This is a genomic window from Streptomyces phaeofaciens, from assembly GCF_014648915.1.
Classification (GTDB): Bacteria; Actinomycetota; Actinomycetes; order Streptomycetales; family Streptomycetaceae; genus Streptomyces; species Streptomyces phaeofaciens.
Genome location: NZ_BMSA01000042.1, coordinates 1 through 24,745, shown reverse-complemented (window position 1 = coordinate 24,745; position 24,745 = coordinate 1). Strand labels below are relative to the sequence as shown.

General features: G+C 64.0%; 18 protein-coding genes and 1 pseudogene. 9 read left to right on the top strand and 10 right to left on the bottom strand.

Going from position 1 to position 24,745, the window contains the following annotated elements:
- Positions 1-134: 134 nt before the first annotated feature.
- Positions 135-851, top strand: a pseudogene (locus IE275_RS41340) (transposase); the annotation flags it as partial.
- An 86-nt stretch (positions 852-937) separates the two neighbouring features.
- Here the strand turns inward: IE275_RS41340 and IE275_RS41335 are convergent.
- From IE275_RS41335 to IE275_RS41325, 3 genes are all read right to left on the bottom strand, one after another.
- Positions 938-2,632, bottom strand: coding sequence for a hypothetical protein (locus tag IE275_RS41335; protein ID WP_189717845.1), 1,695 nt, complete (start codon positions 2,630-2,632; stop codon positions 938-940).
- A gap of 262 nt (positions 2,633-2,894) precedes the next feature.
- A complete protein-coding gene (locus IE275_RS41330) occupies positions 2,895-5,588 on the bottom strand; it encodes a phosphoenolpyruvate synthase (protein WP_229871174.1) in 2,694 nt (897 codons plus the stop codon).
- Positions 5,589-5,638: 50 nt separating this feature from the next.
- The gene (locus IE275_RS41325) at positions 5,639-6,682 is read right to left on the bottom strand and encodes a phosphatase PAP2 family protein (protein ID WP_189717844.1); all 1,044 of its coding nucleotides are present in this window, start codon (positions 6,680-6,682) and stop codon (positions 5,639-5,641) included.
- Between the two features lie 716 nt (positions 6,683-7,398).
- Here IE275_RS41325 and IE275_RS41320 point away from each other — a divergent pair.
- Complete coding sequence (locus IE275_RS41320) at positions 7,399-7,578, top strand: hypothetical protein (RefSeq protein WP_189717843.1); 180 nt, start codon at positions 7,399-7,401, stop codon at positions 7,576-7,578.
- Positions 7,579-8,406: 828 nt separating this feature from the next.
- The gene (locus tag IE275_RS41315; RefSeq protein WP_189717842.1) at positions 8,407-8,637 is read left to right on the top strand and encodes a bacteriocin immunity protein; all 231 of its coding nucleotides are present in this window, start codon (positions 8,407-8,409) and stop codon (positions 8,635-8,637) included.
- 9 nt (positions 8,638-8,646) lie between these two features.
- On the opposite strand, the gene IE275_RS41310 is transcribed toward IE275_RS41315, so the two are convergent.
- Positions 8,647-9,578 (bottom strand): IS5 family transposase gene (locus IE275_RS41310; RefSeq protein WP_189717882.1). Its coding sequence is split into 2 segments (ribosomal slippage): positions 8,647-8,843 and positions 8,843-9,578, totalling 933 coding nucleotides; the frame shifts between segments, so codons are not numbered across the junction.
- Between the two features lie 133 nt (positions 9,579-9,711).
- Here IE275_RS41310 and IE275_RS41305 point away from each other — a divergent pair.
- Entirely contained in the window at positions 9,712-10,830 is a 1,119-nt protein-coding gene (locus IE275_RS41305) for an IS630 family transposase (protein ID WP_189717841.1), read from the top strand.
- 12 nt (positions 10,831-10,842) lie between these two features.
- Here the strand turns inward: IE275_RS41305 and IE275_RS41300 are convergent, their stop codons facing one another.
- The 3 genes from IE275_RS41300 to IE275_RS41290 all read right to left on the bottom strand — a co-directional run bounded on the left by IE275_RS41300 (position 10,843) and on the right by IE275_RS41290 (position 15,520).
- On the bottom strand, positions 10,843-11,157 hold the full coding sequence (locus tag IE275_RS41300) for a hypothetical protein (RefSeq protein WP_189717840.1): 315 nt from the start codon (positions 11,155-11,157) through the stop codon (positions 10,843-10,845).
- Positions 11,158-11,822: 665 nt separating this feature from the next.
- Entirely contained in the window at positions 11,823-14,546 is a 2,724-nt protein-coding gene (locus IE275_RS41295) for an AAA family ATPase (protein WP_268255354.1), read from the bottom strand.
- Positions 14,547-14,665: 119 nt separating this feature from the next.
- Complete coding sequence (locus IE275_RS41290) at positions 14,666-15,520, bottom strand: alpha/beta fold hydrolase (protein WP_189717839.1); 855 nt, start codon at positions 15,518-15,520, stop codon at positions 14,666-14,668.
- A 1,010-nt stretch (positions 15,521-16,530) separates the two neighbouring features.
- Between IE275_RS41290 and IE275_RS41285 the strand changes: the two genes are divergently transcribed.
- The 3 genes from IE275_RS41285 to IE275_RS41275 are packed head-to-tail and all read left to right on the top strand — an operon-like array spanning position 16,531 to position 19,534.
- The gene (locus IE275_RS41285; RefSeq protein ID WP_373299384.1) at positions 16,531-17,619 is read left to right on the top strand and encodes a bifunctional DNA primase/polymerase; all 1,089 of its coding nucleotides are present in this window, start codon (positions 16,531-16,533) and stop codon (positions 17,617-17,619) included.
- Positions 17,616-19,136, top strand: a complete 1,521-nt coding sequence (locus IE275_RS41280) for a DNA primase family protein (RefSeq protein WP_189717837.1) — start codon at positions 17,616-17,618, stop codon at positions 19,134-19,136. The genes IE275_RS41285 and IE275_RS41280 overlap by 4 nt, the downstream gene beginning before the upstream one ends.
- A complete protein-coding gene (locus tag IE275_RS41275) occupies positions 19,133-19,534 on the top strand; it encodes a DUF6009 family protein (protein WP_189717836.1) in 402 nt (133 codons plus the stop codon). The genes IE275_RS41280 and IE275_RS41275 overlap by 4 nt, the downstream gene beginning before the upstream one ends.
- 132 nt (positions 19,535-19,666) lie before the next feature.
- On the opposite strand, the gene IE275_RS41270 is transcribed toward IE275_RS41275, so the two are convergent.
- From IE275_RS41270 to IE275_RS41260, 3 genes are all read right to left on the bottom strand, one after another.
- Entirely contained in the window at positions 19,667-20,206 is a 540-nt protein-coding gene (locus IE275_RS41270; RefSeq protein WP_308435774.1) for a hypothetical protein, read from the bottom strand.
- Positions 20,207-20,771: 565 nt separating this feature from the next.
- Entirely contained in the window at positions 20,772-21,779 is a 1,008-nt protein-coding gene (locus tag IE275_RS47535) for an SsgA family sporulation/cell division regulator (RefSeq protein ID WP_189717834.1), read from the bottom strand.
- A 223-nt stretch (positions 21,780-22,002) separates the two neighbouring features.
- Positions 22,003-22,434 carry a universal stress protein gene (locus tag IE275_RS41260; protein ID WP_189717833.1) on the bottom strand — a complete coding sequence of 144 codons (432 nt, stop codon included), beginning with the start codon at positions 22,432-22,434 and terminating at the stop codon, positions 22,003-22,005.
- A 1,087-nt stretch (positions 22,435-23,521) separates the two neighbouring features.
- On the opposite strand from IE275_RS41260, the gene IE275_RS41255 reads away from it, so the two are divergent.
- Entirely contained in the window at positions 23,522-23,995 is a 474-nt protein-coding gene (locus IE275_RS41255) for a Dps family protein (protein ID WP_189717832.1), read from the top strand.
- A 262-nt stretch (positions 23,996-24,257) separates the two neighbouring features.
- Complete coding sequence (locus IE275_RS41250; protein WP_189717831.1) at positions 24,258-24,506, top strand: DUF2630 family protein; 249 nt, start codon at positions 24,258-24,260, stop codon at positions 24,504-24,506.
- Positions 24,507-24,745 lie beyond the last annotated feature (239 nt).

Genomic DNA, 24,745 nt, shown 5'->3' with positions numbered 1-24,745 from the left:
CGATTAGGCGGACCGCGTCGTAGAGGTTCTAAAAGAAGCCGTCGATCACGTGACTGTCGGTCTGGTTGCTCTTTGGTCCTGTCATGGGAAAGAGAGAGTCGCGTCCGCGGGCCGTCTCGGACGAACTGTGATACCTGGTCGAGCCGTTGCTGCCCACGCCGGATCCGAAGCTGTTCGAAGGTCGGCCTCGGATACCCGACCGACAGGCATGGAGCGGGATCCTGTTCATGCTGCCTACCGGCATCAAGTGGGTGTACCTCCCCCAGGAGCTGGGCTTCGGTTCCGGTGCGATGTACTGGCGGCGCCTGGCCGCGTGGAGTGAGGCCAGCGTGTGGGATGAGTTGCATCTCGTACTGCTGGAGAACCTTTGGGCCGCGAAGAGCTGGACTGGTAGGGACTAGTAGGGGGCGGTGATCGACTCGTCCCACATCCGAGCTACCCGGCGGGGCCCAAACGCGGACCCAGCCCGGTCCACCGCGCACCGCTGGCCCTGACCGGCGGGAACCGCAACAACGCCACCCAGTTGCTGCCCCTGCTGGCCAGGATTCCGACGGCGGCCAGAACCGTCGGCCGGCCCAGGCACCGACCCGATGCGGTCCTCACAGACCGCGGATACGACCACGACACGCACCGGCGTCTGGTCTTACAGCGCGGCATCAGCCCGGTCATGGCAGAGCGAGACCACCCCCGCGGCTCCGGCCTGGGCATCTTCCATGCATGGTCGAGCGCACCGTCGCCTGGCCCCAGGGCCTCCGCCGCCTGCGGACCGCTGGGAACGGCGCGACGACATCCATGAAGCACCCATCGCCACGTCCAACACCTTTGTTAGCTGCCCTAGCAGCAGGTGCTTCGCAGGCTCGTGGTACTGCCAAAAGGGGCCAGGCTGGCAGCAACGCCACGCCGCCTTGGGACAGGAAGGTACCCAGCCCATAGAGAGTCACTGAGTTCCTCCTGCTGTCGCCAGCCCGCGGGAGGCACCTGGAGCAATATACGGCTGGGCACCCCCGCTACTCAGCAAGTCACGGGCCTCTTCGATGGGTATCGCTGCGTCCAAATAGGCCCCCAGACGCAGCCAGTCATAAGATATGTCGAGTGTCGTTTGCCAATTACTGGCTGAATCAAAAGATGCCGGGAAAGAGTCGGCTCCGCATACCGCACGGATAAGAGAGACAAAGTAATTCACCCTCTCCAACAGTGCCTTTCCCTGCACAGGGTCGGACACGCCTACCCGGTGCAGCTGCTCAGCAGCCGAGAGGATCTCTCTGGCCCATGGGCCGACCATGTCGCCACGGTGGACTAGTTCCGCGTCTGGAGGAAGGGGGTTCACTCCGCATGCGCTCAACAGGGCTCGCAGACCACCATCGACCGCGCGTCTGGCAGTCAGCTCGGCGACGCGCCACTGCTGACGATCTAGCGCTCCACGCATATCTTCAATGGCGTTCTCCACCATAATGTTGCCCCAGACCATCGCCATGGCTGCGGCACCAAAACGCCGGGCGGGCACGGCAACCAGGTCTATCGCGTCGGAGGACGATGCCGTGGCGCCTCGGAGATCGAGCAGCGGTGGATCCACGGCAGCCGGCCGCGGAGTAACTGTGCCACCCGGCGAAGCCATGGGCAGCACTGGAGTGATCGCGGTGCCCTGCCACGTCACCTGGATGAGGCCATAGCGCGCGAGAACAGCAATTATTGTGCCAGCTTGCTCGACGCCGGCTGTTACCGCGGCCTGCCTGATGGTAGCCACGGGCCGCTGCCACACCATATGACGCCATACGACCGCTGCGGCCTGGCCCAGAACAAACACATCTTCCTTGTTCCGCACCAGATGGACTCGGTCACCAATCCTCCACGTGGTCACGTCACTTGTGCGATCGACGAGCAACTTTTGTGGCGTGTTCTCACATCCGCGCACCCCGAGGTCGTGCACGAGGCTGATACAGCGCATGGCGTGATCGGCCGAAGATCCATGGTGCCGAGAGGAGTCCGTCACTTCCCAATACCGGCGAACCCGTTCGTCGTCATCCATCCTATGTAACTGCAGTGAAATCCACTTCGGTTCCAAATAGGTCTCACCAGCACGAGCTGCGAAACTCTTGGCAGCTTGCAACAGGCTTGCTTTGGCCCACACCGCCGCCACTTCAGCCTGTCCCAGCGCGAGCATGCATACCGCGTACCGGGCGGACTGCCGGGCATGCTCCCCCCACCAGTGCGTCATGACAGTGGCGAAGTCACCGAGTGCCAAATGCTTTCGGATTCCATGGATGACTTGTGAGTTTCGGACGATGTGACCGCGGAGGAACCGCTGACAACGGTTGAGCAGATGCTCGTCGAGCCGGACAATGCGCCGCGGAGTGGAGCCGACAAACGCGGCGACAGCCTTCAGGTGCTCGGTCACCTGTCGAATCGTGCGAGTTCGGATCTCCACGCGCCGCCCGTCGATGAAGAAGATCGACGGCATGGTAGGCATATCTGCTTCCTGCTGACAAACCAGCAAGAAGTCGATGTCGGAGCCAGAATTCCCGAAGCCCTCCGCGATGGAACCTTCCAACATCAGCGCTGAGTCCGCTGGAGCATCGACGTGTGCGAGGACTTGGTCAGCCAGTTTGCGAACGTATGATTCTGTGAGGATCATGCTCGTGCAACCACTTCCTGGGGTCTGCCTTCTGACGGTTTACGGGAAAGCGTTGGATCCGCGGCCAGGCGGCCGGATTGAAAGCCTTTTTGAATCTGATTGCACAAAGGTGCGACTCTCATGGGGTGCCGGATGAGTCGCGGCCGACCGAGAATCCCCAAGGAAACATCCACGCCGGCGACTGGCTTGCAGGGAGGGAGTGCCAACTTGTTGTTTTCACTCACAAGGGGCAGGCTTCCACAAGAAGGAGATGCTGGCACCCTCAGGACACCACTGTCTCGGCTATACATTCCGTCTCTGCAGGATCGTCAAGGATGGTGACCGTGCCTTGGGCGCCGTCCATCCGGATGAGCATGCCTGTTTCGATTTCTCGGGTGGCGTCCTTCATCTTCACGATGGTCGGCACGCCGAGTTCACGGGCGACGATGGCCACGTGCGTAAGAGGGCTACCACGCTCGATAATGAGTCCTGCTGCGTTCGGCAGGGCCGCGACCCAGCCCGGATCGGTGCGGTAAGCCACAAGAATGCCGCCCTTCACATCCTGAGGTCGGGTCGCCACGACTGCCCGACCTTCCACAAGCCCGGGGCTGGAGGGCGTACCACGCAGGCTACGCACTCCTGTGCGTGCCGCATGCTGTGACGCCCAACCCGTCGCCTCATCGAGGTTGCCGTCGAAATACGGCCCACCACGAGTCTCGAACCGGGCCGGCGCGGACATGAGTTCATCGCGCTCACGTATCCGTTTGCGTACCGCGACGAGATCCTTCAGCTCGGTGTGGGCGATAGTCCCCTCGTAGACGCCGCACAACTCTTCCAATCGCAGGTAGAAAACATCGTCGAAACTCTCAATTGCACCGACGCGATGCAGATCGCGGCCAAGAGCCCGCAGGATCTGCTTGGCTGACCCGAAGGCACGAGTCCGGCAGAACCGCAGCCGTTCCCGGTCCGCCAAGGAGCGAGATGCCTTGCGACGTACTACTTCATAAAGTGCTCGCCGGATCCCGTGCAGGTGGGCGTCGAGATATTCCTGTGCTGTGTCCCGGGTATGGGGATCGGACGGTGAGTGCAACGCATCACGCAGCATGAGGAACAGGCTGGCGGGATCTTCGCGCAAATCCGGTACTTCGAGCTTCAATTCGTCAGGGCTTCGGTACCCGTGATCAGAAATGTAGGCCTCAACAGCTTGGAGAAATTCATCGTGGCCCGCATCCCTCAGCGCGCGCATCATTTCGTTTGGCTCGGCGTTCTCCACCAGATCCGTAAGGTCCGGCTCGGCGCGCACACGGACCGCGAGCGCGGACAGGGCACGAGCCGGCTCGACGGACTCCACAGCGGCACCCGGACGGGCCGCTGCCCAGGTGAGCCATTCAGGGGCTTCAGGCATCCACTTCGTTCCCAAAAAATGCAGGGCGCCCAACGACAGGAGGATGGTCGAGTCAAGCATCTGCATCGGCCCCCACCGGTACAGCAAGTCACGTTTCAGGTCTTTGAACCGTCGGTAGGTCTCGTCGGCAGGCAACGAACCGTAGTCAACCTTATCGAATACGGCATATGATCGATAGAAGTATCGAGTAAAGCGCCGGACATTATTCGCCATTCGCAGAAATTTCCATGCGAAGGTGAAATTGATGACGGCCCGGCTGAACCTACGACGCCAGCGTGAGCGAAATTCATACGGCCGCAGAGATTCAGCGATTCCATCCGACACCGGTACGTCGACACCCATAGCCGTCTCTAGCAGCCTACGGTTGATCCGATAAAATGGGGAGATTCGTACCAGTCGGTACCAGTTGAGCAGGTTGTAGTAGACGCGGCCATGGAAGTGCCCGAGCAGCGACGGCAGCCAGTCGTCCATCTGTCGCAGCTGTTCTCGCGGTACGCGCAGGGACCGGGCATAACTTTCGTAGACCGTTCCGTACGCCATGGCTGCGAAGGTAAATGTCAACGGAGAGGTGACACCACTGAAGCTCTCCACAATGTTGGCGTTATCCCAGATGCGCAGCTCCCCATCGCGGCCGGGATTAGTGGTCACCGGACGGCTCTGAAGGATCCACAATTCTCCATCGGCAATGGCCCATTCGATATCCTGCGGACAACCGAAAAGGTCAGCTATACGAGAACCCGCAGCGTGCAGCTTAGCAAGATCATCACCATTCAATGCGAGTGCAGCACGCTCCGATGCAGATACCTCGGAAACGTCGTATCCGGATGTGGACCGTGCGTCGAATCGCTCCGCCTTGGCACCTACCTCACTGGAAATTACTTCGCCTGTGCTGGCCTTCAGCGTTAACGTGTCAGCATCAACAGCTCCGGATACGATTCCTTCTCCAAGACCGTATATAGCACTGACAAAATAGGCATCGGAGGTTGCGTCCGACGGATGAGCGGTGAACAGGACACCACTGCACTGCGCTGGCACCATCTGCTGCACGACCACCGCCATGCCCGTTGCGTGTATCGGCAGGCTGTGAGACAGACGGTAGTGCAACGACCGTTCTGAGAAGGCAGATGCCCAGCACTCCTTCAGCCGTTGGAGAACTTCCGCCTCACTGACGACATTGAGATATGTGTCGAACTGCCCCGCGAATGAGTGCTGACTGCCATCTTCGTCCATCGCCGATGACCTCACGGCGACCCGACCAGCGCCCGCCTGGGCATAAGCCACCTCAACTGCCTCATGCAGCGCCGGCGGAAGCTCTGCGGCCATAATTAGTGAGCGGATGCTCTCCGCGACTGTGCCAGCATTCTCCACCGTTACGGATCTGAGGACGGCCGACACAGCCGTACCAATGCCGGCCTCCTGCATGAATTCGTCAAAGGCTTCACAACTGATGGCCGCCCATGGAGGAATGGGGAGATCCCAGGATGTAAGACGATGAAGGTTAGCTCCTTTTGCTCCTGCGAGATGACGTTGCCCCGGCTCACTTTCTGCTGTGATTACATCAATTTTAGACAAGATGACTCTCCAATCAGTCGGACGTTTCTGGTAAACCTGTACATTGACCGTCAGCGGGCAACGTCCGCGTGACTTTGCACCAGCGGGTGCGGATATGTTCTGTCGATTCCAGGCGGAAACCAGTACCGCACGATCACCCGCGCCAGCGAAGCGGCAAAGGCTGCCAAAAACAAACCCGCAAGTAGGTCGACGAAGTAGTGGACACGCAGGTACTGCGTGGCTAGCAGAAGGAGCAACCCTACTGGCAGGAAGCACCAGAAAAGTCGGCGCGACCAGTTCCACGAAAAGATCAGCAACAGAATTGTCAGCGCTGTGTGCAGGCTCGGAAACACATCACGAGCCGTCCCCTGCGCCGCTTCAATAGAAGCAATCAGGCCGCCCCCGAAGGTGCCGTCCACAGCAAGGGGGTCGGGAAATAGACTATCCTGATACAGATGGGGTCCGACAGCAGGAACCAATATATAGAAAGAGTAGCCAACGACGTAAATAATCGTTAAGCCTAGCTGAAACTCTTGGTAACGCCGCGTTGACTGGCGATATAAATAAACCGAATAAAGGAATTGAGGCCAGGCGCAGCACCAGTAGCAGAGCGCCAGGACCAGTGTAACTGCCGGTGATCCTATTTGATCATTGAGCCAACGACTTACGTCTGTGCCAAACAACGCATGATCCATTGAAATCAGCACCGGATCGGCTAGCGAGTGCCGGACCTGGGGAACCAAGTCGCTCAACGTCGTGTAGGTGAACAGCGCGGCGAGCGGAGGAAAGGCAACACGTAACCCATAAGCGGTGGCCGCAGCGCGTGATGACGTAACTTGCAATGGGACTTTTCCTGCTTGACTCGATGGCCATCGGGTGAAGCAAAAGCTCATGATTAATGCCGTCGATAAAAGCAGTGGCCCGGCTTCACGGGTAAGTGTGCCGAGCAGCGGAAGCTTTGCCCGGTAAACTAGACTTAACGTGACCAGGCACGCTATGAAGACAAGGAAAAGCCACTCTTGCGGCCAAATCAAACGCCACCATGGTGGCGCCTCTGATGCAAGTTTCGGATTGTTTGGGGGGATTTGTGAAGCAGCTTGAATGTCACCGTGCATTCGAGGGCATCCCTGCGCATTCAGCTCTGTAAAGAGGCAACGAAAAACTGTTCGTTGATAGCCGCTCTCGTTCTGCAGGCACGTAGTCCTGATTGCAGCGACATGCGCGCCGGGAGCGTGTGTAGTCCTCGTCAGGGGTCGACCAGCAGAGCACCCCTGTCGCGTCTAAGTTTCAGACGGGGTCTACCTCTGGCCGGAAAATCTAGTTGCATGTGGCCAGAAGGGCAAGAGCCCCGGTGTCAACTCGTCCCGGTTACTAGGTGTGAATGAGCCGCTTCCATCCTGCGTTTCCGCAGATGAGAAGGGGTGTGAACGGCACCGATGAATTGAGCTGGGGGAAAACATGTTTCGCCAAGTGCCCGCATGCGGGCGTGGTCGTTGTTTGTTGTACTGATGGGGCGCGGACGCTGGCGCCGGCTCCCTGGCACACTTCGCGATCGCCCCTCGGCCGCTTCGCAGGTGAGCATGCAGTCATACAAATGATGCTCATCACTCCGAAGTGTGACCCCTATAGAGGCTCACGCAGCCGATTGCTTCCCGCCTCAGCGAGGTGAAGCGGCAGGTCAACGAGGGTGAATACGAGACGAGGCCCTGGTCCGTTGAGCCGCGCCTGGTCCCGCATCTACTTCCCGCAGGAGCCGGTGAAAACATGCTTTCTAACTCATCTACACGCGAAAGTGTGAACACAGCTAGCGATGCTGGATACGCCCTGAGACATGTTCAACCAGCTGGTACGGGACGTTGAGCATGTAAAGACAGGGAACCCCGCCGATGGCGTGCTGAGCGAGATCACCACACCAACGACGAGGAGACGCGCCATGGCGCCCCACCTGAACAGCCCTTTTCGCCGGCGCCGGCTGAAGGATTCAGTGATCTCCGGAGTGGCCACCGATTGAGTGACGAACCTCGCAGTCACTCCTCGGCCGCATCCCTGGTGAGCATGCAGTCATACAAATGATGCTCATCACTCCGAAGTGTGACCCCTATAGAGGCTCACGCAGCCGATTGCTTCCCGCCTCAGCGAGGTGAAGTGGCAGGTCAACGAGGGTGAATACGAGACGAGGCCCTGGTCCGTTGAGCCGCGCCTGGTCCCGCATCTCGCCACGGTCGACTACCGCTGAGCTGGTGAACTCGACCGTCGATGGCGGCTCCGAGGCATCCGTGCGGGAGACACTTCCTTGGCCATCCCCTTCATCAGCTCGCTTTCGGCTCCAGGGGCCAGGAAGGCGAGTGTCGCTGGCAAGGTTGCTGCTGCACGAGGTCGTCAGCCTTCGCCGATGCACTCGGACCCGGCCGCGAGAAGGGCATGTTCTCGGAACCCTCACCGCGGGGATGCCGAGGCACCGGGGACATAGTGGCATTCGCTGAACAAAACTGGCATTGCGGCGGTGTGGGTGCTGTGGCTCGAGGGCGTCAGCTCGGGCATCGGCGGTACCACTCCCGGCTGCCGGGGGACGCCTTACGCAGGGTGCTCGACGGCTACGGTGTGGGAAGCACGGTAGACCGGCAGGAGGATCACCTGATCCTGCCGGATCTCCTCGACCCGTACGAGGTATTGGCTACAAGATTGGCCCCGGTGTGGAGGCCTCCGCCATTGCTCCACCGCTACGCGGCCCCTATCCGGGCTTCGCGGTCATCGCGCGGACGGTACGAGCATCCACTTCTCCTAGGACCTGTCCGGACGATCACGCGTCCCGATACGGTGGCTGCGGCGGAGGAACCTGATGCGTGCAATGGGGATGAGCCGTGCGGAGGCGGTCGCGCTTGTGCAGCGGATCATGGATATGGACGACGCATCCGACGACGATATGGCCGGCTTGATGGACAGGCTCGACAGGGCCCTGGCCTGCCCGTCCGGTCACGTCAGAGACTTGATCTTCTGGCCGCCGGAGCGGGACCTTTCGGCTGATGAGGTAGTCGATCAGGCCCTGGCGTATCGGCCGATCGTTTTGTGACGTCGGGACTCAACCCCGAAGCCAGACCAGCAGGGCTGCGGTGGTTGCGGTGCTGAGGAAGACGTAGCCGCGCTTGTCACAGCGAGTGGCGACGGCCCGGGATTGCTTCAGTCTGTTGATCGCTCGTTCGACGGTGTTGCGCTTCTTGTACCGCTCTTCGTCGAAGCTGGGTGGCCGTCCGCCGCCTGAGCCTTTGCGCAGTCGGCGGCCTGGCTGTCGGTCTTCTCGGGAATCGTGTGCCGGATGCCCCGGCGCTGCAGGTACTCGCGGCAGGGGCCGTTGGTGTATCCCTTGTCGGCCGCGAGGCTGTCGGGCTTCGTGCGGGGCCGGCCCGGACCGCCTCTCTGGACGCGGATCTTTGTCAGCACTGTCTGGAACTGGGTGCAGTCCGCCCGCTGCCCTGCGGTGACGACCAGGGACAGCGGGCGGCAGCGGCCGTCGGAGCTCAGGTGGAGTTTGCTGGTGAACCCGCCCCGCGAGCGGCCCAAGCCCTCACCTCCTGCACCACCTCCACCAGGAGGGCAACAAGGCTTCGCCAGGGAGTTTCGCCCTGGTGTTCTGCTGCTATGGCCCCCCTTTGACACGGGTGCCGGCGGCGGATCGATGCGGGCACCGGCCGCGTGCTGGTGAGCCCGCACGATGGTGGAGTCGACCGAGATGTCCCAATCGATCTCGCCGACGGCGTCCGCGGCGGCCTGGACCTGCTGCAGCAGACGCTCCCACGTGCCGTCGGCCGACCACATCCGATGCCGTTCATAGACGGTCTTCCAGGGGCCGAACCGCTCTGGAAGATCCCGCCACTGCACGCCGGTCCGAACTCGGTGCAGGATCCCGTCGATCACCTGCCGATGATCCCGCCACCAGCCACAACGTCCGCTGCTGACCGGCAGGAACGGGCGCAGCCGTTCCCACTCGGCATCCGCCAAGTCACCCCGCCCCATGCCTGACCAACGAGGCATCAGTCACACTGTCACATGATCGGGCGGACAAGTCCTAGTGCTCTGACCGCGAACGTTCGCCGGGTTGCTGGTGGTGCCGGTTGGAAATGCTTTCCCGGACCAGTGGGGAGGCGGGATGGCGCAACCGGTCCGGGTTCGCGGGCTGACCGAGCAGGAGGGACAGAAGCTCCAGCACATCGTCCGGCGGGGCAGCACGAGTTCGGTGCGGTTCCGGCGGGCGATGATGCTGCTGGCCTCGGCCGGCGGCAACACGGTCCCGGTCATAGCCCGCCTCGTGCAAGCGGACGAGGACACCGTCCGTGACGTGATCCACAAGTTCAACGAGATCGGGCTCGCATGCCTGAACCCTCGATGGGCGGGAGGCCGTCCCCGCCTGCTCAGTCCTGACGACGAGGACTTCGTCGCCGTGACGGCCACCACCCGCCCGACCCGGCTCGGGAAGCCTTTCACCCGCTGGTCCATCCGCAAGCTCGCCGACCACCTGCGGCACAACCCTGCCCGGCCCGTCCGGATCGGCCGGGAGGCGCTGAGGTGCTTACTTGCCCGCCGCGGGATCACCTTCCAGCGCACGAAGACCTGGAAGGAGTCCCCCGATGCCGCCTTCGATACAAAGCTCGCCCGCATCGAGTACGCGATCAACGACCGTCCAGACCGCACGTTCGCGTTCGACGAGTTCGGTCCCTTGGGAATCCGCCCGACCGCAGGCTCCTGCTGGGCCGAACAGGGCCGCCCCGACCGGCTGCCGGCCACCTACCGCCGCACCCACGGAATCACCTACTTCCACGGCTGCTATTCCGTCGGCGACGACCAGATGTGGGGCATCAACCGACGACGCAAGGGCATCGACCACACCTGGGCCGCGTTGAGAACGATCCGGGCAGCCCGCCCGGACGGAGCCCCGATCTACGTGATCCTCGACAACCTCTCCGCCCATCTGAACTGGAGAATCCGCAGGTGGGCGGTCCGGAACAAGGTTGAACTGTGCTTCACCCCGACCTACGCGTCCTGGGCCAACCCCATCGAAGCCCACTTCGGACCCTTGCGGCAGTTCACCCTGGCCAACTCGAACCATCCCAACCACACGGTCCAGACCCGGGCCCTGCACGCCTACCTGCGCTGGCGCAACAAGAACGCCCGTCACCCCGATGTCCTCGCAGCCCAACGACGCGAACGCGCCCGCATCCGCTGTGAGAAAGGCATCCGCTGGGGCGGACGGCCGCTGAAGGTGGCCTGACGGACGTCAGGGTCACACACTCTCGGATTCGACCGGGCGCCGATGGCCGCAAGCGATCTCGTTGCCGGCGACGTCCGTGACATAGCCGTGGACCCCGTTGAAATGCACCGTGACCGAACCTGGCCGGTAGTCCACCTGGAAAGGCTCATTGCCGAGTGTCGTCCCAGGCCAGGGATCGCCTTCGGAGGAGCCGACCGTCCAAACGACAAAGGTCTCACCGGGACGCAGCCAGTGGTCACTCCCGTAGCACTCCAGGACCAACTCCAACAGCTCGGCACCGTTGTTCCGAACCCGTAGACGTGCCACCGGTGCATCCTGCGCTGTCACTGTTCCTCCATCACCAACCGACCTGCCTCCCGCAGCAGAGTACGCAGGCGCCCTCTCAGCGGAACCGGTGAACCTTCCCGGTCAGAGCACTAGCTGGTATGCCTGAGCCGCCCGCCTAACCACCTGCAGGCGTCCATTGCGATGCGCGACGAGGTCAAGGACCCGGTGAACACCTACTTCACCTCCCGACTGGCGGTCGGCTCCCTCGTGTCGGACCAGTCACGCGGTATCGCTCGCGCGAGGCCTTCTCGCGGTAGCCGAAAGTGCTGCCCGGGTAGGGGCCTTTACACGTGTGACAGATACCGGGCTCGACTAGATATGTGTGCACAGTGAAACACCTGCCCACACGTGTCGACCACCGATTCTGCGGATAGGACCAGAGTCATGCCGAGCTCTATCCGACGGGAGATCGACTCCCGGTCCGACGTCCCTCTCCCTCGAGCAGTACACGCTCCAGAGGTGGCGGCCACGCTCTGCGCCGGGTCGTGCCGCCGCCATCACCGTGCTGCGTGCGCCCGCCATAGGGCGGCTCCGTTCGCGCCGTGTTCGCCACCAGGCCCAGCAGGGTACGTACCGCTTTGAGCTCTCGGTCTCTAGGCGTGAGGAGTCATTGTCTTCAGGCAGGGGGAGAGAGTGGTGCTCGTCAGATTAACCTCTCCCTTTCGTCAGCCGTCACCGGCTTCGTCGAAGGCCTTCAGCGCGTCCCGCAAGGCCGCGCGGGAGGTGATGCCCAGCTTGGGGAACACTCGGTACAGGTGCGCGCCCGCAGTGCGCGGCGAGATGTTGAGCTGCCGCCCGATCTCCTTGTTGGACAAACCGCCCGCCGCGAGTTCGGCGATACGGCGCTCCTGCGCGCTCATCACCACCCCGCTCCTGGTGGTTTGTACCCCTACCCCCACCCCCGCGGCGCGTAGTTCGTTACGAGCGCGCTGAGCCCACAGCGGGGCCTTGAGCTGCTGCTCGAACAACTCCAGCGCGGCGCTCAACTGCACACGCGCGGCGGTGTATTCACGATGCCGACGCAACCATTCGCCGTACAGCAGGCGAATGCGCGCGTAATCATAGATCCACAGGGAGACGTCCGGTATCGCGAGGGCGGCTTCGTAGAGTTCACCCGCCTGCTCATCGGGCGCTGCGACCGCGATCGCAGCAGCGAGGATGACCGCGAGGTGCGGCGAGATGGCGTCGAGACGTGCCTGCCGGCCTGCCTCAACATGGGCGCGGGCTTCTGCGGTCCGACCCGTTCGCACTGCGGATTCGACCAGGTCCAGGAACACGCGCTGGTAGTGGGGAAAGTGCGAGGGGAGTTCTCCGGGCGGAGTGAGCGCGGCAGCCTGGAGATACGCCTCCTCGAAGTCGCCCCGGCCGATCGCGGCACGCGCCCGCGTTTCGTTCACGGCGGTCAGCAGCAGGTTCATGCGCCGCGGCTGGCACCATGCAGTGATCGTTTCGCAATGCGTGCGCAACGCTTCTTCGTCTCCGCGGCCGGACGCGACCATGGCCAACCCGTAGGTGAAGATCAGGTGAATGAGGTGGTAGTCGTGGTCGGTGGCGTCAGCGATGCCCTGGGACGCGATGGCGACAGTCTTGTCCCAGTCGCCCCGCATGTAGGCCTCATGGGCCCTCGCCACTATGCCGAAACGTAGACTGTCGTACGCTCCGTGCCCGATGAGGTCCCGCCACACACCGTCGTAGAAGGTGAAGCAGTCGAGGTACATGGCCGTGTAGATGAACCAGTTGACCTGCCACAGGGGGGTGCGCGGGGACAGGGTGGCCGTGATCTGATCCAGTCGCTTCCGCACACCGTGCGCGGTTCGCGGCGGGTCGGCGACGCAGTCGAAACACATGCGCGCGGGCTCGGAAACCCGGTCGAGCACACGGTACACGCCCTCCCAAAGCTCCGCACGCCCTGCCCACACCGCCGCATTCAGCAGGACGTAGAAGGCGTCGTCGAACGCATCCTGCTCCTCCTCGCCTGGACTCGCGGGCGCCGCCTCCATCGCGGGAAGGAGGATGCGGAAGACCGCGTCTATGTCTCCCTCGCGGTGAAACTGCACGTAGGCCGCGGCTGCCGCGCCTCGCAGTGACTCCGCGCTCTGGGCAGTAACCAGTTCGTGTGCCGTCTCCAGTAGGCCGCCGACACCCGCGGCGAACGCGGCCTCGTCCAGGCGACGGGCACGCTCGGCGGGGTCCTGACTCAGTTCGGCCGCGCGGCGGAACGCGGCCGCGGCCTCTGCGGCACCGCCACGGGCCTGGGCCCGGCGCGCGGCTCGGGTGAGTTCAACCGCGACCGACTCGTCGGGTTCGTCCGCAGCGTGAGCCAGGTGCCAGGCACGTCGCTCGGGCTGTGCCTTCGTGACCTCGGCCAGGACTCGATGGGCCAATCTGCGGCGTGTGCCCGGAGACATATGGACCACGCAGGAACGGGCCAGGGGATGACGGAAGGTGATCTGCTCGGACAGGTGATCGATGCGCACTACTCCGGTGCGTTCCCCCGCTTCCAGCAAATCGTCGTCCCATGTCTCGCCGGCGGTGGCCAAAGCCGCGTGGATGTCCCGCAGATTGCCGGGGCGTTCTCCGTCAAGTGCCGTCAGCAGCAGAGCGAAGCGTGCACGTGAACCCAGCTGCCGGACCCGGTCGGCGAATACGCTTTCCAGCCGGCTGCTGAGGGGCAGACTCAGCGGGAGCCTTTCGTGGCCCTCCCGTTGCGCGCCGGTGAGCTGACCGGGCAGCTCCACGAGAGCAAGCGGATTTCCCTCGGCCTCATCCAGCAGCCGTCGCCGCGTCGGTTCGGCCAGACCCGGGTAATTGGAGTCCAGCAGCGTCAGCGCGTCCTGCGCCAGGAGGGGACCCACATCGAGAACATGCAGTCCCGTCGGATCGAGGAAGCCGTTGCCCCCACTCCGGGCGGCCATGACGAACGCTGCCCGGCAGCCCTTGAGCCTGCGGGTGATAAAGGTCAGTACCTCAGCGCTGGAACGGTCGATCCAGTGGACGTCGTCCACGATCACGACCAGCGGCTGGTGCTTGGAAGCGGTCTGTAGGAGGGCCAGCGCCGCGGTTGAGATGGCGAACCGGCCTGGCGTCGATCCTTCACGCATTGACAGGGCCTGCTCCAGCACTCCGCTCTGGAATGCCGGCATCGCGGCCAGATGATCCAGCAGCGGGTAAAGGAGCTGGTGCAGCGCGGAAAACGCCAGCCCTTGCTCGCTCTCGACTCCGACCACTTGGAGCACACGAAGGTTTCGCTCCTGTGCACGTGCCACCACAGCATCCAGCAGAACAGTCTTGCCAACTCCCGGATCTCCCTGCAACAGCAGTGCTGTTCCCTCGTGCTCCGCCTCGGCCAGCACGGCTTCTAGAGCGTGCAGCTCGGACGTACGCCCCACCAATGACAACGTTCCTCCCACGCCGGTGAGGGAGTTGCCCGCACAGGCACCCTCATGATGCGAGGGTCAGAGGGTGGACGCATCTGTCACTCGACTGGGCTGGTCCGTTATGTTGTGATTTAACTTGATGATGCGATTTCTCCAAAAAATTTCAGCACGTCTTGTGCAAACTGGCAGTGGTGCTGGAATAGGAAGCCATGCCCTGCGTCGGGATAGATACGAAGACGCGCTTGGGGCATCAAACCGGCGAGCAGGTGAAAGGCACGGGAAGGCACTACCCGGTCATTGTCGCCGCCCGCCACGAACGCCGGCTGGGTGATCGCCGAGAGTCTGCGCAGAGCCTCGTGGTTGGGAGCAACCCACTCCGCCACCGCCTCGCACTGCGCCTCCCTGGCCTCCCAACAGACCGGCAGATCGCGGTCATGCTCACGTTCGAGATAACGTCCCAGAAATTCAAGGCCGCTGCGCTGGCTGGCCTTGGTGTGGTTGAAGAAGGCATACAGGTAGTCCTGGAGATGAAGTCGCTTGAAGTCCACTCGGTTGAAGATGCCCTCGGGCCAGCCGTGAATACCGGGCCCGCCACGCGGGGCAGTGGCCGCCAGGACCAGGCCGCGGACAGCCGCTGGACGCAGCAGTGCCAGTTCCTGTGCCGTGTATCCCCCCATGGAGAATCCCAACAGGTCCGCCTGCACAACTCCGATCGACGCCATAAAGGCCAGCGTGTCGGCAGCCATTTCCGCGATGGTGCGTGGAGTACGTCCGGTGCTCAGACCCACGCCTGCGTTGTCGAAGGTGATCACGTCGCGCTCGGCCGCCAGAACATTGACTAACGCTGGATCCCAGCAGTCCAGAGTCCCCCGGAAATGTTGCAGCATCAGAAGGGGCGGAAGATCACCGGAGGGACCACATCGTCGGTACGCATACCTGACGCCGTTAGAAGCCTCGACCAGATGGTTCGATGCATCGCTGTACATGTCAAATCTCTCACCCGGGGGCGCGCTCTCGCCGAGCGGCGAGATGGACGGCGTCCAGTGTGACCCCACCCCACGGCCCTGCCATCTGCCATCTGACCATGGGCGCGGCACCGGCACCCATCGTCCGTTGACCGCCACGCGTTTCACGGCGTCATAGGGTTGCCATCACTTCGTGGTCGCGACGGGCGATTGGTTTCGCACCGCGCTCCCCTACCGCCCCAGCGCGCTATTACGGCGAAATACATCACTTCCGCTCGGCGTCATCGCCAGCAGATCCACGACATCCTGCCGCCAGTGCCACACGCGAGAACCTGCGGAAGTCCTAAGTATGCGAATGCTTACCGGGGCAGGGGGTACAGGCAACTGGTCGTAAGGCCGTGCGCTGGTCCTGCGCTACCGCTCAGGACCAGCGCGACGACGCCCGGGCCTTGTAACGCATCGCCCGCGCTTCCTGTCGACCAAATGTCCTTCCAAGCACCCTCGGTCGCTTCGGTCGCTGTTCAGTCGCTGAGCCCGGACAGCGACGGAAGGGGCTCAGCGACTGAAAAACAGCGACTCAGCGACTCCTCAGTCGCTGAGTCGCTGGGAAGAAGCAGCAGGTCAGTGGGTGTATTAGGGGCGATGAGCGACTGAAGCGACTGAAGTTACAGGTATATGAAGACATTCGCGTGTGCGCGTGTGCGTGATATATAAGACCCTTCAGTCGCTTCAGTCGCTGTTTAGGTTGCTACATGGGCTCCGACCTGGCGCTACTTGGAGCATCAGACGACAGCGACTGAAAGGCTTTGAGTCGCTGACAGCGTGGTTCGGTCGCTAGGGTTGCGCGCCTCCCGTCGGAGAACCTGGGAAGGCACGGCTGGCGGGGGCATAGTGCTCAGGCTTCACGCCCCAAGCGTCACCGTTCGCTAGTGTGTGTGTGTTCATCGTTGGGTCGCTTCGGTCGCTGGTAGGGGGTTCAGATGTCAGCTGATCTCCAGTTTTCTCACAGCGATTCGGGGCGTTGCTGGCCCATGCCCGGTCCCTCACCCATGCCTGCCCCTTCCTCTGTGCCCCGTTCACTGGCCACCGCCCGTTGGTGTGCTCGCAGAGGCTGGCCCGTGCACCCGCTGGCCCCCGGCCGCAAGACGCCGGTCGCGAACTGCCCCGACTGCCGCAACTCTCGGCACAGGCCAGCCGAGTGCCCTTGTTTGCCCGCGGGCCGTCCCTGCCACGGTTTCCACGCCGCGACGCTAGACCAGCGCCGGATCGACAAATGGTGGAGCAAGCGTCCGGATCTCGGTGTCGGGGTCGCCTGCGGTCCGGCAGGACTGGTCGTCATTGACGTCGACGCCCACGTGGCCGAGCCACCCGCCCGGGACCGTATCCTGCCGGGTATCCCCATCGCCGACCACATCGACCTCACCGGTCTGGCCAACGGCTATCACGCGCTGGCAGTTCTGGCGGCTCTGCGGGGGCACCCCAGTCCCGCGGAGGACGCCGGCACGCTGCGCGTCCGTACCCCTTCCGGAGGGCTCCACATCTGGTACAGGGCGACCGACAACCGGCGCTGGCAGTGCTCGGCGGGCTCTAGCTCCGGCCGTGCCCTAGCTTGGCAGGTCGACGTACGGGCGCACGGGGGCTACATCGTCGTTCCTGGTACAACGACCATCGACGGTACCTACTCGGCCATCGGAGAGGTCCGTGACCCAGCCGTACTTCCTGCCTGGCTGGCCCAAGAGCTGGAACGGACCGGCCATCTGCCTGCGTCCAACATCCCGGCGCCCCGGCCGGTGCCGCCCCGTGCCCAGCAGGCCGTGCTGGCCGCGGGCGGGGGTCGGGAGCGGCTCAGACACACCGTTGCCGCCATCCTGGCCCCTGTGGAGGACTGCGCGCGTGTCACCGAGGGCGCAGGCTTCTCTGACGCCCTCAATCGAGCTGCCTTCACCCTCGGCGGTCTCGTGGCGGCGGGCCGGGTGACGCGCGAGGAAGCCGAGCGGATGCTAACGGAGGCCGCTGGGACAGCCCGTCCGGGTCAGGAGCGCCGTTCGGCGCAGATTATCCACAGTGGCTTGACCACAGGAGCCACAAAGCCCCTCTACGGTCGTGGGGGCCGCCCGTGACGTCCTCGCCCAACGAAACACTCTTCGACTTCGACCCCGAAGCGGTGGCGGCTCAGATCCGCAGTCAGGCCCAGATCCCCCTGCCCCCGCAGGCTGAGCCGGAGCGCGTCAGCACGACGGGGGCGACAGAAGCCGGGCTGCTGCCGGACACGCTGTCCGACCGAGGCAACGCCAAATTGTTCGTCAGGCTCTATGCCAACGACTACCGGCACGTCCCCGGAATTGGCTGGTATCGGTGGGACACGACCCGCTGGCAGAGCGACGAGGATGACACTGTGCTGTGGGCGGCGGGGGACCTGGCGGAGAACATTGCGGTGCATGATCCCCGCGGAATCTTTACCACCCAGGCTCTGCAACAGCACCGCAGGCGCGCGCTGTCCACCACTGGGATCAACGCCATGCTCACGCAGGCGAAGTCCGCCCCAGGGATGGTGCTTAACGCCGCTCTCCTCGATGCCGACCCATACGCGCTGTGCACGCCAAGCGGTATCGTCGACTTGCGAACGGGCTTGGTGAAGACACCCGACCCGAACAAGGACTTCCACTCGCGTTCCACCACGGTTGCGCCGCACCACATCCCGACGTCCCGGTGGGACAGGTTCCTGTCCGATACCTTCGGTGACGATGTCGAGGGCAGGGAGATGATCGACTATCTGCAACTGCTGCTTGGCTACTCGATCACGGGCGACGTCGGCGGTCAGGTGCTGCCGTTCCTGTTCGGTTCCGGCAAGAATGGTAAGTCGGTCCTGCTCGACGTGCTCATGAAACTGCTCGGTGACTACGCGGACGCCGCTCCACCCGGCTTCCTGATGGCACGCCCGTACGAGGGGCACCCCACGGACCTCGCCGAACTCCACGGGCGCCGGGTAATCGTGTGCTCCGAGGTCAAGCCGGGTGACCGTTTCGACGAGGCGCGGGTGAAGCTGCTGACGGGCGGTGACCGGATCAAGGCCCGGCGGATGCGGCAGGACTTCTTCAGTTTCCAGCCGACGCACAAGCTGTGGCTGTTGGGCAACCACCGTCCCGAGGTGGGGACGGGTGGTTTCGCCTTCTGGCGCCGTATGCGCCTTATCCCGTTCGAGCGGGTCGTTTCAGACGACCGCAAGATCGATAATCTCGCCGACATCCTGGTCACGGAGGAGGGATCGGGCATTTTGGGCTGGCTCATCGATGGGGCACGTCGGTATCTTGCCAGTTCCCGGGACCTCACCGGTCCCGAGCGGGTCCGCATCGCCACGACTGCCTACGCGGAGACAGAGGATCACACTGGGCGCTTTTTCGAGGAGTGCTGCGTCCTGGAACCGCACGCGCGTGCTGAGCAGGCTGGCCTATATGCAGCGTACAAATCGTGGTGTCAGAATGAAGCTGCGCCCCCCATGACGTCCCGGGCCTTCGCGGCCAGGGCCCGGGAGCTGGCGGGCCTGGCGTCGCCCAAGGAGATGGTCCTGTCCAACCAGCGTAAGTACTACCCAGGTATCGGACTGCTCACGGATGAGGAGAGGGAGGCACAGGCATGAGCTCCCTGATCACTGAGGACGAGATCAGCCAGGAGACCGAGCTCGTGTGGCTGGAGGATGTCGAGGACCTGGACTATGTACGTCAGAGCCTCGATCGACTGCCCAGCCGGCGCGGCAAGCCGGCCTACCATCGTGACGGTCGTATGGTGGGCTACGCCCTCCTGGGCTCAGGTGCAAAGCCCTCCCGGTCCTCCGGTACGTTTCGGCGCAGGGTCTTCTGGCTGTTGCCGCATGACCGGGACAGTGCCCCCGCTGGCTTGTACGCCACAGGCGCCCCTGCGGAAGCGGTGGATCCCGGTACCTTGGCCGCGCGGGTTAAGGGTTACAAGACCGAGCGCTCGGAGGGCGGGCCCCCGTCGACGGCCATGCGGGAACTGGGCATAACTCTTCCCCTGTGAGGACGGCGGCCCGATTCTTCTGACGGCGGGCATGGTGGGCGGCGAATCATCGGCGCCCACCATGCCCGCCGACCGTTTTGCCTCGCAGGCTACCCCTGATTGGTGGGGCGAGCGGACACTGCGGTCGGTCGGTCAGTGCCCTTCGGTTCGGTCCTCGAAGTCGGCTGAAGCCGTGGCCCCGCCTCCTTCCTCGGTGGCGATGAGGGTGTACATGACGGACCTGTTCTGCTTTGATCGCTCGATGAGGCTCTTGGCGACGAGCCCCTCCAAGGTGTTGCGTACGACCTGAGCTGTGGGTGTCCGGTCGGGGTATTTGTTGATGAGTTCCTCCCGCAGTTCCTTGGCCAGCCGCGGCTCCTTGTGTCCCCTGAGCAGGTCGAGGAGGAGGTCACCCAACCGCGGACGACGACCAGGGCCCGGAGCGGATTTCTGCTTCTGCGGGGAAGAAGTGTGGCCGGCCATGGTTGTCAGGAGCGGGTGCAGCTGTGTCGGGGGAACTGGGTCCTCCGACGACTCCAGCGGCGTGTCCAGGCTCTGGGCCTGTTCGGGTACCAACGTGGAGTGCTCTGCGAGGTTGAGGATGCTGAGCAGCAGCTCTTCTTCTTGTTGAAGACTTTCCAGACGGCGTGCCAGCTCCTGTTGCAGACGGCGGTTCTCTTGCAGGTCGGACACGGCTTGCTCCATATACCGTGATCGGACCGTGGCGGGGGCTGACTTGGTGGGCACAGCCTTCACTCCCTTGCGTGTGGATGACCGCATCGTACTCAAGCCAACGCACATAGAACGAGCGGGAACAGGGTCCATGGCAGATACATGCTGCCGCGCGGCGTGCCGGCGCTGTCAGCGCCCCTAGAGAGTATGCCAGGGTATGCCACGAAACACGTGCCTCCTCGTCGGGCACGCGATGTGGTCTGTCTGTTGCTCCGGAGGCTGGTCGGGGGACGGAGCCGTCCTCCACTCCCCTCCGTTTAGCATCCACAACCCACAGCACCATCCTGTCCTCGGTGTGGGCTGAAAAAAGCCGCTGCGCGACGCCTGCGCCTTCAGAGGCATCCAACTTGCCTCAACGCGCAGCTAGTTAGGAATGATGGAAGCCTGAAGCTATTCACTTCGCTCCGTGTCTGCGGCTCGGAAGCACCTGCGCGAGGCCGCGGTGAGGTGTCGGTGTGCCTGTCGACTGTGTGCCACGGCCTCGGCAGTCTCTGGTCAGCCCCGGGCTTTCAGCGGCGGACGTCTCTCATGCCGGGGGGAGCAGGCTTTGGGCGAGGGCGGCCCAGTCCAGTAGTGCGCTTTCCGTGCCATGGGGAACAAGGGTGTAGGTATCCTGGAGCCAGTGCCGCACCGCTCGCAGGTTGGTGGCGAACGTCGCCACGCTGTTGGGTCGTTTCAGTTGCAGATACAGTGTGGAATGGTGGTATCCGCCCCGAGAGGGCCACACCTTGAAGTCGCCATCGCCGCTGAGGCCCTCGGTGCCGGCGTACAGCAGGTCTCGGCCGACCACCCAGGTGACCCTCATATCCTCGGCGATGAGAAGCTCGAGGCGGATCACGTAGGGGTCGTTGGGGTCGTAGCTGAGGGTGCAGTTGATGGTGCTGCTTTCCGGTGGGCCGGAGAGCAGGTGCAAAGTCGTCAGCAAGGTGATCGGCGCTCGCTCGCTCCCGCCGAAGTGGTTGTGTTCCTGCCCGGGGGCGGTCATCTGGTTGGCTCCTTTCCTGTCGTATGGGCCGTGCGGTGTGGTCGGTCCCCGGCGCGCAACGCCGAAGCGTGATTGATCTGATCTGCTCTCGGGGCCAGCCCCCGCTGCGGCCGGGGGGCGATTCGGGGCCGCACGGGCCCGGCGCAGCCTGGTGGAGCGCTGGGCTTGCTCACTCAAGCTGTCCCATGAGCCTGCATCCTCGTGGTTGCCGAGGGCGCAGTCCCGGCAAAGGCTCATAACGGGGCATCGACGGCAGACCGTCTTGGCTGCAGCAATCTGCTCGAGTGCTGGCCCCCTCGTCGTCGACCCGGAGTGACAAGTCCGGGACCTCGAATACCACTGCCAGGACAGCCGTGGCCGACCAGGCTGTGCGCGTTCGACGAAGGTGGTGCCATGGCGGCTCTCAGCAGTTGATATGCAGTTGCTCGTATCGTGAGCCTGTCGGTGACAGGCGCCGCCGGGTCCGGACCGTAGACCGGCCTCGGGGCGGACGGCGCGGTATACGCCGGGCGAACACGGGCCTGATCGTGCCTGGCCGAATGTCGTCATGGGTGCCTGCTCGACAAGCCTGTGGAATGACTTCGCTCTGTTGTCACCACCTTCTTGAAGGCCGCTGTGGCGCGCATCGGTCGTCTGACTACTTTCGGGTGAGGGGGATGACGACACCTGTCCGTGGTGCGGGCACTGACGCGCCGACGCCGGTGTGTGAGGCGCGGAAGGTGCCCGGCCACCAGCGTCGGCGCGTCAGCGTCGCGTGGAGGAGGCCGGCGTCCTACGACGCCGCAGGTGCCTCTGGAGTCAGGAGGACGGCAGTCCGGCTGGCGTGGGCGACGGCGTCACTCACCCTGGGGTTGAAGAAGGCGGCGAACGCGCTTCGGTGGTGGGGGCTCACGACGATCAGGTCGGCCTTGAAGTCTTCGGCCGCCGCGGAGATCACGGCGGGTACTTCATGCGTCAGCCCGCGCACCAGGTGCCCTTCGGCCTCCACTCCGAGCTCTCGGAGCCGGGTCAGCGATTCCTCGAGGACTGCTTTGCCCTCGTCGTCTTCCTCCAGGTTCAGCACGGTTCCTGCGCTCACCATGGACGTGGCGACGTGCACCAGGTGAACCCGTGCGTTTGCGAGCCGCGCCATCTCGCCGGCCAGCGACAGGGCGGTCAGACGGGCGTCACTCGTGTCGATGGCCACCAGGATGCGTTCTAACACGATCAGGTCCTTTCTCAGGCTGTGCGGCAACGCGCCGGACTGCGCGTCGGCGAGAAGTGGCTGAGGGCCTCGGTCGGGATCCAGACGGCACCACGCTCCACTATCCAGCACAATATGACCGGTCATCTATCAGAAAGCGCGGCTGGGTTGCAAACAGGCCAGAGAATGTTCGACATCGGGCTGCGGTGCCAGAGAAGTCGACCGTCGACACTCACCACGGATCACCTAGGGTTGGTCCCGTCGGCCATCTCCTTCCGGTTTGGTCCCGGCGAAGGCAACAGCGCAGGCCAAAGACCGACCCCGAGGTCGTGGTGAGCTTGCGGCGACCGTTTCGGCCCGGGACGGTCGGCGCCCTGACGCCCGACGTGGCGCGCCGCGTCGGGCGGTGCCGGGCCGCTACGCAGGTGCGACGCTCATCTGGCTTTCCGTGACCCTGGTCGACAATGGGCAGTTCAGGGCAAGTTTCGTGCACGGACGCCACCCGCATCGGCGGCCAGGTATGAAAATGGCCGGTCGTCTTGATACTCTGGTGCTAGCCGAGATGCTGCCACACAAGTGTCAGACGGATGCACCGTTGGCGGAGGTCGCTGGAGCGGGCAGCAGCCGCTGCGTCCGGCCGTGGGCCACGAACCACGGCCCGACGCGACGAGGTACACGCATTTCGGAGCGGTCGCCCACGCGGTTGGGCGGAGCGGCTGAAACCGGAGGCCCGGTGAGGGGAGGACGCAGAGACGAGCGGAACGCCAGGCGGCGGCGGACGCCTTCCGGCATGCACGCCAGCTCCTCCAGCTCAGGCCGGACTCAACTCCGGGACGCCCTCGGACGCGTGGACGACGTGGACCCAACGGAGATGCCGGAAGCCGGGCGGGTCATCCGCTCCTTATCGGGTGCGGGTGTCGTGTGCCCGCGCGCATGCCGTAAGTCAGACAACGGATCGCTGCGGGGAGCGTGAGCAGAACAATGGGCGCACAAGCCTTGGGGCACCCTCGAGCGTGGGTCGGGTGAAGTGGTGCCGCCGAAGTTGTCAGGTTCTGCTACGTCGTCAAGGACGGGTGGCGGGTCCGCCGGGGAAGGGAAACGCGCTGTCATGACCATTATTACGAGCCCGCTCGCAGAGCAGGACCGCCATATCACCGGAGCTGCCCTGCAGAGCACCCTGGTGGACCTCCTGGACCTGTCCCTGCTGGCCAAGCAGGCTCACTGGAACGTCTACGGCCAGCGCTTCCGAGCCGTACACCAGCAGCTGGACGAAGTCGTGACCACCGCCCGCGACTATGCCGACCAGGTGGCCGAGCGAGCTGCCGCACTCGGCGTCAGCCCGGACGGCCGGGCCGCGACGGTCGCCGAGAGCAGTGGGCTGCCCGCCTTCGACGCCGGCTGGATCGCCGACAGCGCGGTGGTGGAGGCACTGGTTGGGGTGTTCGCCACACTCATCGGGCGCATGCGTACCCGCATCGAGGCGACCGGTTTCGCCGACGCCGTGACCCAGGACCTGTTCATCTCACTGACCGCCGAACTGGAGAAGCAGAGCTGGATGTTCCAGGCGGAGAACCGCGCTTGACGTCCGGCGGTGACACGGAGGAAGCAGAGAGGTCCTGGGACGGGGCGCCGCGTGACGGGGCGCCACGGCTGTTGCGCGCGTTGCCATGCAGCACACGGGTTCGGCCGGACAGCCGGGCCATGACCGCCCAGGCACGGGAATCCGACCCCGCCGACCACTGGCCGTCCTCTCCGGGGCGATCGCTCAGGTTGGCCAGGCCACGCCGGGGCTGGCCGTACTTATGACGCACGCCGTGGCGCAAGCTGTGAAGGAGAGACATCACATGGAGACCGACCAACACATCCTGCACCGGATCGCCGAGATGGCGGACGAGGAGCGCAGACTGCGCGACGCTCTGACGGCGAGCGGGACCGACACCTCAGCGGAGCGGGCAAGGCTCGGCGCGATCGAGCGCGAACTGGACCAGTGCTGGGACCTGCTGCGGCAGCGCCGTGCCCGGGAGGAGTTCGGGCAGGACCCGGACGAGGCACATGTGCGGCCGCAGTCCCAGGTGGAGAAGTACCAGTCCTGACAGGAGCAGGTCCCGCGGTGTCGGCCGCCCGCCGCCCGCGCGCGCACGTTGACCGTGCCACGGACATCCGAAGGAGCCAATGTGTGTGCATGCCCGTCAGGACACCCCTCATTCCCCGCGGCCCGGACCCGGGCGCCTTACTGGAGGAGGTTGGTCCGATGAGCGGCTGGAGCGGCAACCCGTTTCGTGACCCCTCGGACCGACGGCTCCCGCGTATCGCGGGGCCGTCGGGCCTGGTC